Source organism: Nitrosopumilaceae archaeon AB1(1) (assembly GCA_033471095.1).
Classification (GTDB): Archaea; Thermoproteota; Nitrososphaeria; order Nitrososphaerales; family Nitrosopumilaceae; genus Nitrosoabyssus; species Nitrosoabyssus spongiisocia.
In genome coordinates this window covers 1,353,369-1,365,542 of the sequence record CP136752.1, presented here as the reverse complement: position 1 = coordinate 1,365,542, position 12,174 = coordinate 1,353,369, and the positions used below count along the sequence as shown (strand labels likewise).

The window sequence follows — 12,174 nt, the reverse complement described above, 5'->3', positions numbered from 1 at the left end:
CTATACAGTATTTTGCTCATAAATGACAGATGATGTTCATATTGAGAAACTTTTATTCAACAAGGGTGTGAAACTTCATATATTTATGCCAAGTTGGAGAAAAATTTGGACGGTTGTTGGCAAAAATGAAGAATATTGGGTAGACCCAGAAAACAAATACTGTTCATGTCCTGCGTTTTTTTTTGCAGAGAATAATATTTGTTATCATTTAAAATTAATCCCACTGGCATTAGACTCGTTTAATACAGATATAATATGGGGTGATGATGATGAGTGTATTCTTGTCCTAAATGGAATAATGAAAAGTATGGAATGAATTTTAGCACTAAAAGTTTTATATTAAATTAGTTTTTAACAACATTATGATACCTTTGAAAACAATTGGCATTTGGGTTGGAATAATTGGAGGCGGCATTGCATTTTATCTATTTTATGGCATCGCAGCAGAATTTATGAGATAAATTAATTGGTAAATTATAATGGTTGTAATATCTAAAGACATTAAAGAATTCATTCTGCATCAACGTTTAGGATTTGTTGCAAGTATTTCTGAGAATAATCATCCATGTATCTCTCCACGGGGTACAATAATTCCTTGGAGAAAAGACAAATTAGTATTTGCGGATATAAAATCTCCACGTACTAGTCATAATTTAATGAATGGTGGTATGGTAGAGATTTGCATAATTGATCCTCTCTTACGACGTGGATACAGATTCATTGGTAATGCTAAACTTTTAGATAAAACTAGCCTTGAGTATGAAAATCTTTTATCAGAGTATAAAATAATGGGGATAAAAAGTTCTATAAATGATATAATTATTACCAGTGTGGATGTGATAGAGCCTATTCATTCACCCCTGTATGACATTGGTATTTCTGAAGATGTGATTAAAAATATCTGGAAAAAACATTATCTAGATGACTAGAATTATTTTTGTTTTCCCTGATATCGTTTAGCAATATTCAGTTCTTCGGTAAGGTGTTTGACCTCCTTTTTGTATTCTTCTATAATATCACGCATTGCATACACTGCGTTAGAATCTGTTAATTCTGTCTTTATATCTTGATATTTTTTTATCGATATCTCTAAATTTTTATTTTTATCATTTAAAATCTTTAATTTCTGCTCCTCTTGAGATATAGTATTGTAAAGTGTCTTTACATTTGATTGTAATGTGTCCTTTTGTCTACTTGATTCTTTTACTTCTGTGACAAGTTTTTGTAATTGACTATTTTTCAAACTAATCTCTGAATCGTATTTTTCAGACTTTGAACTGTGTGCCTGATTAGATATACTTGTTTTAGAATTTTCCAAGACTTTGATCTTTTTTTGTAATTGCGATTTTTCATCATTCAACGTAATATTTTTTTGTTTATATAATGTAGATGTTTTTTTCATTTCTAATAATTGATTATTAAGAATATCTATTTTTTCAAATTGTGCACCACTCATTTTCACATTTTTTTGTGATTTTGTTTTTTGAGCTAGTTTGTCATTTTGTAAATTCATTTGTTTTTTTTCAAATTCTAAACGGATTAATTGCGATTTTAATTTACCTATGGATTCTTGAAAAGAACTAGACTCTTGTTTTTTTTGCTCAAATGTGTCATTCAATACATCTAATTTCTTCTGTACATCTTGAAGAGCGTTATTTTTGCTAGACTTTTCTGCATACTCTGTATTAATCTGTGCTAAAGATTGTTTCACAAAATCACATTCTTTTTTTAGTGAATTATAATTTGTTTTTACTGTTTGATTATCACGAATAATATCAATTATCTCTTTTTTTACACTAATCAAACTCTCAACAGATACATCATACTCTTTTTTGACACTAGATAATTTACTAGTTAATGACTCAAACTGTTTTTGTTTCTCATCTAATTGTGATTTTAATGTGTCCTCATCTTCTTTTATTAAATTTTCTTCTGTACTGTGTTTTTTGAATAGTTCCATAAACTCACTTTTTATCCTGTCTTCTATTTTTAAAATTTAGATAAAAACCAATCCCTCCTATTATGAAACCTAGTACTACCGCCGGCTGCCCTATGGATGGTGAATCTAAAAGATATGTAGTGGATAATATGAACAGCATGGCTCCAAGTATGATTAAAAATAATCCACTTTTTGCCCCACGTGAATTATGTTCTCTGTGTGCCATTATATCATCTTCTTTATCATCTGCGATGATTCTATTTCTGCCTACATCCTCAATGAATGGTCCAATTTTAGGTCCACGATCAGTTCCGAGTAAAATTTGATACAATATCTTGAAAAACTCTCTTGTAGGAATATTACTACTCTTTGCTATTTGATAAATATCATTTTGTAAATCGTCTCCTCCTTGCTTGTCTAATATTTGAACTAATTTGTATAATGCGTCTCTAAGGGAATCGTCAATTTGAATCTCTTTACTAGGTAGTTCTTTAAAATCATCCACAAAATTTCCAGCCAGAGTGATTCTTTCCTCAATTTCTGATGTGGATTTAGAAATTATTCCATAATTTATCAATTTCTCACTTACGCGTCGCCCCCTATCCTCTTTGAATATACGGCACAGCTCTATTAGTAAATTATAATTTATGTGAATTGACGACGTCTTTTGAGGTATTGCCAAATTGATATATTCATACAATCCTCTGCTTGAAATCATTTTGTCTTGATTTTCTAATTTTATTTTACCAAAGTAGATGTCCTCAATTATATCATATTCGTTCATNAAATCTGGAATATCTTCAAATCCTAATTCTCTTGCACCCTTTATTCTTTTGTATAATAATAATAGTAAAGATTGAGGAGTGCCATATTGTAGCCATTTTTGTGTAGTTAGAACATTACCTGCAGATTTTGATATTTTTTTCCCACCCTTATCTAAAAACATCTCATATCTAACGTGATATGGTGGTGCGTGATTTAGTATACCTTGAGAGATATAGTCATTAACTCGAACCGAATCCATAATATCTTTACCATATGCCTCAAATCTAATATCAAACGCACTCCATCTAGCAGCAAATTCCACTTTCCATGATAATTTACCAAGATCGTTCTCTATACTACACTCTCCAACATGACCACACCCGTGTATGATATTATCGCCAGCTTTGGCATCAAGACATGAATACTCTATCATTTTCTTATCAGGGTTATACTTTTTTGCTGTTGTTGTGTAAATTTTATCACATTTTTCACATACTGCAAAGTATGGTAAACGTTGCATAAATTTCTCTTGTCCTACAAGCTCGTTGATTTTTTCACCAATTAAATTTGCGTTAGATAGAATAGTATGAATTTGTTTTGTAAATAATTTTTTCTCATATGATTCCTTTGCACTCTTGAATGTATACTCTATACCGAGCATGTCTAGTCCTTCAAGTAATAGACTACTCATATGTTGACCAAAAGATTTGTGACATCCTAGTGGGTCTGGTATAAATGATACTGGTTTTCCTAAATGCTCTTCTAAATCCTTTGAGAATCCCAAAGGTATTTTGCGTAGTCCGTCCATATCATCTGAATAAGCGATTAGTTTCGAGTCATATCCTATGTTGTTTAGTGCAAGTTTTACACCATAGGCGCGTACAGCATCTCCGACACTACCAACATGAGGAATACCAGAGGCGCCAAGACCACTTTCGACATTTAGCATGCTAGTGTCTCGACCTAGTGTATTTTCACGTAGTATCATCTCATGAGTTAACTTGTCAATCCAAGTACCACGACCAATAATTTTATCGCGTACCATTATAGTATCTTCTCCATGTATGGTCCTCTCAACGAATAACCTAATTTTTTATAATACAAACGTGTTCCCACTGCGCTAATAATCATTAATCGTTTTGAATCAAATTGCTCTACGGCTATCTTTTCTGCTTCTGATAAAAGTGTCTTACCTATTCCTGAGTGTTGGACACCTTTATTGTGCATATCGAGTTGTAGAGATGTGCCATAGACATGTAACTCACGAACTAGACACGAGTCTTTATTAATTTCAGGTCTTGCTGTCTTTTTACTTGGTTTACGCAATCGTAAGAAACCATAGATTCTATCTTGTGAATCATCACAAGATAGAAATGTTTCTGTCCCTCCAGATGATGCATACTGAATATTGTTTAATGTGATGTCTGAAATATCTGTCTTTTGCAGACCAATTTCTCTACAACGTATACATTTACATGATTTATTGTTACGTCTTAATTCCTGATGAATTAACTGTCGTAGATTTCCTCTTGTAGGCCCGGCGATTATTTCATCTTGTGATATCTCACGTTGTATTCTCATTATTCGAACCCACTTTGGTATCTTGCTTTTTATAGTTGCAAGCACATTTATCATTGCATCATCTGAATATGGTGTATATTTGCCACTAGTGTAATCTGAATATAGAGGGGTGTCTTTTAGAACTAGCGAGGGGTATATTTTCAACATGTCTGGTTTTAGTAACTCATCTGAGAATAATTTATCAAAATCTGCAATGTCATCTTTTGGAGACATTGTAGGTAGTCCTGGCATCATATGTGCAACTAGCTTGTACCCTGAATCTTTGGCTACTTGAAATGACTCTACAACATCCTTGTACGTATGACCGCGATTAATTATCTTATATACTCTCTCTTGTAGACATTGTACTCCAATCTCAATGCGCGTAATTCCAAACTCAAGCATTGAATTTACATGTGTCTGTTTACAGTAATCCGGTTTTGTCTCTATGGTGAATCCAACACAACGTATGTTTGCATGCTCATTATTTATTTTTGCATCATTTAGTGTGATGGATATAAAACCATTTAATGCGTCATAACATGATTTTATAAAATGCTCTTGATAGTCCTTTGGCATAAATAGAAATGTCCCCCCCACAATAACGATTTCCAACTTTGCTACATTATGTCCACATGAAATTAAACGATCAATTTTTGATGTGATCTGTTTTATAGGATCATACATGTGCTCAATTGCATTTATTGTTACAGGTTCTTTTCCAGTATAACTATTTGGTGTATTGATTTCTGCCCCTCCTGGACAATATGTACATCTGCCATGCGGACATGCAAAAGGTTGTGGCATCACTGCTACCACTGCAACACCTGATGCAGTTTTTATGGGTTTTTTTATCAACACTGTGCGTAATGATTCATAGGCGTCTGGATCAGCTTGGGATAGAATTTCATGATTCCTTGGAATACGAGTTAATGAATACTTTGCACAAACTCGTTTAATCTCTTGCCTTGCAAGTGTGCTTGTAATATTATTAATCTCATATAAATTTTGAGTTATTTCTTTACATGCTTGTGTAAATGTGGATTGTGCGAGCTGCATGACAAATATACTTAATTTCACACTATCAATAACTCTTGTGATTAATGATTCATTGTAAGATTTTGAATATGATTAGATTACTTTTTTTCTAACTTTAAAGGAGATCAATTTTTTTGACTGTAATGATGTTTTTCTATCTGTTCTCTGTATACTCGTTTGAGATTTTCTTCTAGTTGTACGTGCCTTGGACACAGTTCGTCTTGCCGGTTTTCGTGATTTAACTTTTCTAGTTGTACGTGCCTTGGACACAGTTCGTCTTGCCGGTTTTCGTGATTTAACTTTTCTAGTTGTACGTGCCTTGGACACAGTTCGTCTTGCCGGTTTTCGTGATTTAACTTTTCTAGTTGTACGTGCCTTGGACACAGTTCGTCTTGCCGGTTTTCGTGATTTAACTTTTCTAGTTGTACGTGCCTTGGACACAGTTCGTCTTGCCGGTTTTCGTGATTTAACTTTTCTAGTTGTACGTGCCTTGGACACAGTTCGTCTTGCTGGTTTTCGTGATTTAACTTTTCTAGTTGTACGTGCCTTGGACACAGTTCGTCTTGCCGGTTTTTGTGTTCTCTTTGATATGTTTGATCCTCTGGCAAGAAGATTTCTTATTTTGATAATATCTAGTCTAATCATGTTGATTTTATCCAATGTATTTTGATCCGGTTTTATTATTTCATCTGCTTTCTTTAAACAATTTATGTGATAACTTGTACCATTGATATACTCTAGATCTGCTTTGGATACGGGGTTTTTACAAAGGTTACAAATTGATACGTAATCTTCGCTCATTGTATAATATGTAAAATCGAGTATGTCAATTTAAGGCTTTATCATTCTAATTAATTGAAATCCAATTATTGGGAAGAATATTATTGCGATTATATCGTAGATTAGCCAATAATCTGCATTATCTATTATCATGCCAACAACTGTTGCACCAGAATATATGAAACATATGATTCCAAGTAGTATGTTTACTTTCATAATTTTATTTTTTTTGAAATTATAATAACTTATCTCATACGTGTATAATTGATGATTTGGCATGTTTAATTTTACGTGGCCTGAATACACCTCCGCCTAGACCTTTTTGCACTAGTTTGTTAAAATACTTCCCATGACTAAGATATGGAAATCTTAGATGAATTAATTCATGTACAATGGTATCCTCAAGTATGATCATATCTGGTATTTTTCTGATATTGAGAAATATTCTATTATGTTCCAAATATGATACTCCATAATACTTGTATGCTGATGTTCTTCGACCTTGGGTGTATTTTTTTGGAGCATCTAAAACTTCCTTTGTACTTAGATATGTGATGGGCTCTGCAATAGAGAATCTCGCTGAATATATGCCTATTTTTTCAAGTATGGTTAATCTCAAATCATTACTACACTTCAAAACTCTTTTCCTCAAATTATTGTTTTGTATGACTATTAGATTTTAAAATTTTTATGTTAACCTTTTCACCATCAGTTGTGTTTTTTCGAATAAATTTTGTTGTACATTTCTTTTGATGTAAAAATTCTTGCATCATATGTGCCCAAGGCAGCGAGCTGCCATTATTACGCATAGAGTCAATGATTATGTTTTGACTATTTTGATCATAACTTACATTACCTGAGCATGTCATATCGAGTATTATGTCTGATATCTCAACCATCTCCTCTAATGTCTTTGTTTTTAGATTAATTCCGTGTTTCTCCAACAACTCTAGTATGTTTCTCCCCTCAGAGTTGAGACTATGCTGAAATCCCTGTTCTTGTATTAGATTAATTATTTCGTATATCTCTTTTGCACGCTTTCCACTCATATCTGAAAGTGCCTTTGTATCTAGCGTGTCATTCCAGAGGGATTGAAATAGTGAATACATTACAGTCACTAGTGTATCTGTGGATGANAACATGGCCCCCTTGCCATTATCTTCATTAATGATTAACAGTTGTCCTTGATCAAATACAAAACAATTTTGAGTTACTTTGGATAATCTGACATTTGCCTGTGCTGGAAGTAGAGTAAATTCTTTCATTTCTATGTGTTTGGGTTTTACTAGAATTTTTATTGGGATTTTACGTTTTGCAGCTGATAAAAACTGTTTTTTACAATTTGCAATCAAACTCAATCCCAACGAATCGACCATAATATCAATAGAACTTGTGGAACCGTCTATCATTTTTATGAGTTGCTCCAATATACCTGACGAATCTAATTGCATGTACATTGTATCTTTAGAGCTTTTAACCTTTCTGTTATTTTCATAAATTTTCTTAAAGTCTGAGACTAGAGTGTTCATAGAGTTTACCCTGCTTATCTGCTCTTGAATTATGTCATCGAATGCTTCCTCAGGAGATGTTGCACTACACGTAATGGGCTTTCCTTTGGATAGTAATACTAATCCTTTCTTCTCTAGACGACCAAGTGTGTGGTATGTCTTGGTTCGTGGTATATCTGCATAATATGCCAATTCACTGACCGAGATTGTTCCTTTGGATATCAAAGTCACATAGGCACGTGCCTCATAACTACTCAAACCAAATTCTTCAAGACTCACCGTCAGCTCTCTATTCATGATATATCTTTTAATTTTTCTTTGGTAAAGTGTTGAGACAAATTCCTTTATTCATCAACTCAAAATTTTTAATCAAAATCACATGTATCTATATATGCTGTCACCGTAGTGACTAGATTCATCAATACGTGCTCCTAATATGCTACAAATGCTAAATGATACCATGTCACTTGTCTCATCTCAATTATACACCCCATTTTGTCAATCCATGACATCTAGGATTACCAGTGCCATGAATCTCATAGGTGACGCTATGTGTAACGTATCATATAAACAAGATACTGCTAAAGACGATCAGGTGTATATGCTATATGGTATCATCATGCACACATTAAAGTCTATAAAAAACATGAATGATATAGTCAATAATCTTACTCCACTTATTCGTGTTGTTCAAGTTGCAGGTCTGTCCATATCTTCAAATCAAACTAGTAAAAACCTATTCCGTGTATTATGTATTCTATTGCAAAGTATTGTGATTGACGCATCTATCCTAACTGGTTCATCTCTTGATTTTACCAAGCATAATCGGCAAAGCAATATCATACTTGGTAAGGTAAAATTGATAGTATAACTGAAATTATTCGATCCATTTGTTAATCTGTGTTTTTCTTTTATGTTAAATGTGGAAAATTGGTCACAAACTTCTGAATCTGGAATGTTGTTAGAATTGCAAAAGTTGGTAAAGCATAAATTAAAAAAAAATGAATTCCCTGCTCTTGATTCTATGGATTTAAAAGATTTTGAAATTCTAGATCAAATTTTATCTACCCTAAATTCCCTTGTGATAAAGTATGAAAATAAACACCTGTTACACCAAATACTTTTAGATGTTCTTGACGCTGCAGAAACCTTTTCGACCTCTGTTAGTCATTTGGATGATGATTTTGAGATGCACATGTTAAACGTTCAGACTCTGATTGAGGATATTCATGATACTCAGAGGCATATCCACAACATCACCAAAGTGGAATCCGAAGAGTAATTGTGACTAATTCATGTGAATTCATGAATGTAGTGCAAAATAATTTGACCAACTCACAAACAACTAATGACAATGGCTTATTACAATATGCTAAAAGAATTACTAATCAGTTAATATGAGTCTTGCACCACAACAACTAGAGAATAGCGCTAGTAAATATGCATCAGAAGTTATCAAGTGTGACTCTCAGGGAGTACGCGGAATGGCGATCACTAATTATCAAAAAGCCATAGACACTTTGGTCAAATTAATACAATTGTACCCTGGAAGCAAACTGAATCCAATTTATAAAGAGCGAACTACTGCGTATCAGAAACGAATTCAGGCTTTACAATCATCTCATGGTGTTGAACCGGTTGTGAACAGTAACACAACTAGTGAACAAAAATCCTCCAACATACAAGATCAAAAAGATTGTTTTGATTTTGATGCATTAATAATGAAAGAGAAACCTGATGTTAGTTGGAATACTGTAATAGGATTGGATGATGCAAAGAATGGATTACGTGAATCTATTGTATATCCTACAAAACGACCAGATCTATTCCCATTGGGTTGGCCACGTGGATTACTCTTGTATGGCCCTCCAGGATGTGGTAAGACTATACTTGCCGCTGCAACTGCCAGTGAGATTGATGGGTATTTCATAAATGTGGATGCCGCTGCGCTAATGAGTAAATGGCTCGGAGAGGCAGAAAAAAATGTGGCGAAATTATTCAAAATTGCTCGTGGATATGCACAAAAAGAGTCAAAACCTGTGATTTTATTCATCGATGAGATTGACTCTCTGCTTGGTGCTCGTAATAATGAGATTGGTGGTGAGGTTCGTACAAAAAATCAATTTCTCACAGAGATGGATGGTGTTAATGGTAAAGGAAAGGACCTGTTATTGTATGTCATTGGAGTGACAAACAAACCTTGGAGTCTTGACTGGCCATTTCTTAGACGATTCCAAAAACGAATCTGTGTGTCTCTTCCATCTGTTGAAGCAAGAGCAAGTTTGTTTGATTTGTACTTGTGTGAACTTAAAAAGGATGTACGAGTGAGAAGTAAAGATTTGGCAAAACTGTTTGAGGGGTATAGCGGAAGTGATATTAAAGATATCTGTCAATCTGCACAACTCAAAATTGTACATGAAATGTTTGACGCTGAAGATTATCATGAACCAGTTGAAGGTGAGGAGCCAATCATACCTCGTAGTATCATGGTAGAAGATTTCAAATATGTCATGTCTAGAAGAAGACCAAGTGTATCTATTGATATGATTCGTGCATACTACAAATGGAGTGAAGAGTTTCAAGCACTCTAATTCTCTTTGTTATCTCTCTCTTCAGTATCTGTATATTCTTTCTCTGGCAAGTCTCTTTTTCTATACCACAGTACGATTCCAGAGATTAACATTACTACTAGTAAAATCCCACCTGACATTACAAGTTCAAAATGATAATAGACCAATATTTTTAATCACTAATAATTATTATAAATTTATTTTCCCTGTTTTTATTTTGTCGAGGTCGTCTAGATTTGATGTGTAATTATATCATGATTGATTTAGTATTTGGTTTTTCCAGAGTGCTATATTGGAAAAACTAAAATTAAATCGAGTCTGATGACTAGTATGAAACATGACATATCACAATATTCAAACTTGCGTATTGGGGTGTTGGGAAGTCACTCTGCATTAGAAATTATGGATGGTGCAAAGGATGAAAATTTCAAAACTATAGTATATTGTCAAAAAGGCAGAGATGTGCCGTATCGACGATTCAGAAGAATTGCAGATGAAATTCGTGTTTTAGATAAATTTTCTGATATGTTGAATATACAAAATGAAATGTTGGCGACACAGACTTTGATCGTACCGCATCGTTCACTTGTTGCGTATTTGGGCTATGACACTATTGAGAATGATTTTAAAATTCCAATATTTGGAAATCGAACTCTATTTCGTGCAGAGGAGAGAGATAATACCAAGGGACAGTATTATTTATTAAAAAAAGCAGGAATCCCACATCCTAGAATATTCAATAATTATAAAGACATTGACTGTCCTGTAATTGTCAAGGTGCAAGAAAAAACACGTAAACTTGAGCGGGCATTTTTTACAGCAAACTCTGTTGTTGACTTTGAGAAGAAATCTCAACTCTTAATTGATCAGGGTAGAATTACTGCGCAAGATTTGGATAAATCTAAAATCGAAGAATTTGTGCTTGGAACATACATGAATTTTAATTTTTTCTATACCCCAATATCAGATCAAGTAGATTTCATAGGTATTGAACGAAGGCTGCAAACTGACTTGAATGATTACACTTCTCTTCCTGCAAAGCAACAATTGGATTTTAACATTGAACCGCAAAATATTGAAGTGGGTCACACCCCTGCAAGTATACGAGAATCACTACTTGAAAAAGTATTCAAAATGGGTGATGACTTTGTAACTGCCGTGAAAAAAGAATACCCACCTGGAATAATAGGACCGTTTTCATTACAAAGTGTAATTACTAAAGATCTCAAATTTGTCGTATATGATGTATCCTTACGTGTACCGGGAAATCCTATAGTTTCTACAACATCCCCCTATACAAAATACCAATATGGTGAGACCTTTGGGGTTGGAAGAAGAATTGCAATGGAAATTCGTAGAGCCATCTCTGAGGACAAGTTGGAGAAAATAATTACCTAAACTTCTAATTTTTCAGTTAATAATGATCTTCTTATTAAAATTGGAATATTGTAGATGCTAGCAAGTGCAAGTGCATCTGATGCCCTATAATTTCGTAGTATTACATCTTTTTTACCTGTCAAATACAAATTTGCACGTAGCATATCTCCGCCTGCATCATAAATCTTTACCTTTACCAACGTTTGCTCATTTTCCTCACACATCTCAAGAACCATCTTGTAAATGGTTGGTACTGACTCTTCTTTATTTTCTAAAAAATCTGAAATGTGTTTTGCAACTTCGCCAGAAAACGCGCGTATTGGAAATTCTTTTCCGCTCTCTGTACGTAATACTAGCACTCCTTCTACTGCATAAGGATCTGCAAATCCAACACAGTCTATAGATACTGTTTCATAACCTGGGTCTTGTTTTTGATTTATTTTCATCTCTGAACATACTAACTTGTTTTACCTATTAAAGATATAATGTATCTTGATTTACGAATGATTAAATCTCATATTTTACTTTATATGTATAATTTAGCAATTTATAACACAGAATGAATAATTGGATTATACCATCATAGATATATTTTTTCTCTAGGATTGAAAATTGAAAAATATCTTGAATTTCAAAG

General features: G+C 33.5%; 15 protein-coding genes. 7 read left to right on the top strand and 8 right to left on the bottom strand.

Going from position 1 to position 12,174, the window contains the following annotated elements:
* The first annotated feature begins 22 nt into the window (after positions 1-22).
* Positions 23-316 (top strand): hypothetical protein, encoded by a 294-nt coding sequence (locus R1F52_07730; protein WOV92979.1) that lies wholly within the window; start codon positions 23-25, stop codon positions 314-316.
* 163 nt (positions 317-479) lie between these two features.
* A complete protein-coding gene (locus R1F52_07725; protein ID WOV92978.1) occupies positions 480-929 on the top strand; it encodes a pyridoxamine 5'-phosphate oxidase family protein in 450 nt (149 codons plus the stop codon).
* A 2-nt stretch (positions 930-931) separates the two neighbouring features.
* Here R1F52_07725 and R1F52_07720 read toward each other — a convergent pair whose 3' ends face one another.
* From R1F52_07720 to R1F52_07710, 3 genes are all read right to left on the bottom strand, one after another.
* Positions 932-1,960, bottom strand: coding sequence for a hypothetical protein (locus tag R1F52_07720; protein ID WOV92977.1), 1,029 nt, complete (start codon positions 1,958-1,960; stop codon positions 932-934).
* 4 nt (positions 1,961-1,964) lie between these two features.
* A complete protein-coding gene (gene lysS / locus R1F52_07715) occupies positions 1,965-3,749 on the bottom strand; it encodes a lysine--tRNA ligase (protein ID WOV92976.1) in 1,785 nt (594 codons plus the stop codon).
* Positions 3,749-5,323 (bottom strand): tRNA uridine(34) 5-carboxymethylaminomethyl modification radical SAM/GNAT enzyme Elp3, encoded by a 1,575-nt coding sequence (locus R1F52_07710; GenBank protein ID WOV92975.1) that lies wholly within the window; start codon positions 5,321-5,323, stop codon positions 3,749-3,751. Before R1F52_07710 ends, lysS begins: the two co-directional genes overlap by 1 nt.
* A 184-nt stretch (positions 5,324-5,507) precedes the next feature.
* Between R1F52_07710 and R1F52_07705 the strand changes: the two genes are divergently transcribed.
* Complete coding sequence (locus R1F52_07705; protein ID WOV92974.1) at positions 5,508-5,972, top strand: hypothetical protein; 465 nt, start codon at positions 5,508-5,510, stop codon at positions 5,970-5,972.
* A gap of 161 nt (positions 5,973-6,133) precedes the next feature.
* Here R1F52_07705 and R1F52_07700 read toward each other — a convergent pair whose 3' ends face one another.
* Genes R1F52_07700 through R1F52_07690 form a run of 3 tightly spaced genes read right to left on the bottom strand, consistent with a single transcriptional unit; the run spans position 6,134 to position 7,887 of the window.
* Positions 6,134-6,298, bottom strand: a complete 165-nt coding sequence (locus tag R1F52_07700; GenBank protein ID WOV92973.1) for a hypothetical protein — start codon at positions 6,296-6,298, stop codon at positions 6,134-6,136.
* 34 nt (positions 6,299-6,332) lie between these two features.
* Positions 6,333-6,719, bottom strand: a complete 387-nt coding sequence (locus tag R1F52_07695; GenBank protein ID WOV92972.1) for a hypothetical protein — start codon at positions 6,717-6,719, stop codon at positions 6,333-6,335.
* 16 nt (positions 6,720-6,735) lie between these two features.
* Positions 6,736-7,887 carry a helix-turn-helix domain-containing protein gene (locus R1F52_07690; GenBank protein ID WOV92971.1) on the bottom strand — a complete coding sequence of 384 codons (1,152 nt, stop codon included), beginning with the start codon at positions 7,885-7,887 and terminating at the stop codon, positions 6,736-6,738.
* 139 nt (positions 7,888-8,026) lie between these two features.
* Between R1F52_07690 and R1F52_07685 the strand changes: the two genes are divergently transcribed.
* From R1F52_07685 to R1F52_07675, 3 genes are all read left to right on the top strand, one after another.
* Positions 8,027-8,461 (top strand): hypothetical protein, encoded by a 435-nt coding sequence (locus tag R1F52_07685; protein WOV92970.1) that lies wholly within the window; start codon positions 8,027-8,029, stop codon positions 8,459-8,461.
* Positions 8,462-8,503: 42 nt separating this feature from the next.
* Entirely contained in the window at positions 8,504-8,872 is a 369-nt protein-coding gene (locus tag R1F52_07680; GenBank protein WOV92969.1) for a hypothetical protein, read from the top strand.
* A 115-nt stretch (positions 8,873-8,987) separates the two neighbouring features.
* On the top strand, positions 8,988-10,181 hold the full coding sequence (locus R1F52_07675; protein ID WOV92968.1) for an AAA family ATPase: 1,194 nt from the start codon (positions 8,988-8,990) through the stop codon (positions 10,179-10,181).
* On the opposite strand, the gene R1F52_07670 is transcribed toward R1F52_07675, so the two are convergent.
* Positions 10,178-10,327, bottom strand: a complete 150-nt coding sequence (locus R1F52_07670) for a hypothetical protein (protein ID WOV92967.1) — start codon at positions 10,325-10,327, stop codon at positions 10,178-10,180. The two genes, R1F52_07675 and R1F52_07670, sit on opposite strands and share 4 nt — an antisense overlap.
* A gap of 163 nt (positions 10,328-10,490) precedes the next feature.
* Here R1F52_07670 and R1F52_07665 point away from each other — a divergent pair, with 163 nt between their 5' ends.
* Entirely contained in the window at positions 10,491-11,558 is a 1,068-nt protein-coding gene (locus R1F52_07665) for a formate--phosphoribosylaminoimidazolecarboxamide ligase family protein (protein ID WOV92966.1), read from the top strand.
* On the opposite strand, the gene R1F52_07660 is transcribed toward R1F52_07665, so the two are convergent.
* Entirely contained in the window at positions 11,555-11,983 is a 429-nt protein-coding gene (locus tag R1F52_07660; GenBank protein WOV92965.1) for a DUF151 domain-containing protein, read from the bottom strand. The genes R1F52_07665 and R1F52_07660 overlap by 4 nt on opposite strands.
* Between the last annotated feature and the right edge of the window lie 191 nt (positions 11,984-12,174).

Excerpts from the sequence above, each read along its gene's own strand:
- R1F52_07660 (WOV92965.1), bottom strand. The coding sequence starts at position 11,983 with ATGAAAATAAATCAAAAACAAGACCCAGGTTATGAAACAGTATCTATA.
- R1F52_07675 (WOV92968.1), top strand. The coding sequence starts at position 8,988 with ATGAGTCTTGCACCACAACAACTAGAGAATAGCGCTAGTAAATATGCA.
- R1F52_07710 (WOV92975.1), bottom strand. The coding sequence starts at position 5,323 with ATGCAGCTCGCACAATCCACATTTACACAAGCATGTAAAGAAATAACT.
- R1F52_07685 (WOV92970.1), top strand. The coding sequence starts at position 8,027 with ATGCTACAAATGCTAAATGATACCATGTCACTTGTCTCATCTCAATTA.
- R1F52_07700 (WOV92973.1), bottom strand. The coding sequence starts at position 6,298 with ATGAAAGTAAACATACTACTTGGAATCATATGTTTCATATATTCTGGT.
- R1F52_07730 (WOV92979.1), top strand. The coding sequence starts at position 23 with ATGACAGATGATGTTCATATTGAGAAACTTTTATTCAACAAGGGTGTG.
- R1F52_07665 (WOV92966.1), top strand. The coding sequence starts at position 10,491 with ATGAAACATGACATATCACAATATTCAAACTTGCGTATTGGGGTGTTG.
- R1F52_07720 (WOV92977.1), bottom strand. The coding sequence starts at position 1,960 with ATGGAACTATTCAAAAAACACAGTACAGAAGAAAATTTAATAAAAGAA.
- R1F52_07725 (WOV92978.1), top strand. The coding sequence starts at position 480 with ATGGTTGTAATATCTAAAGACATTAAAGAATTCATTCTGCATCAACGT.
- R1F52_07680 (WOV92969.1), top strand. The coding sequence starts at position 8,504 with ATGTTAAATGTGGAAAATTGGTCACAAACTTCTGAATCTGGAATGTTG.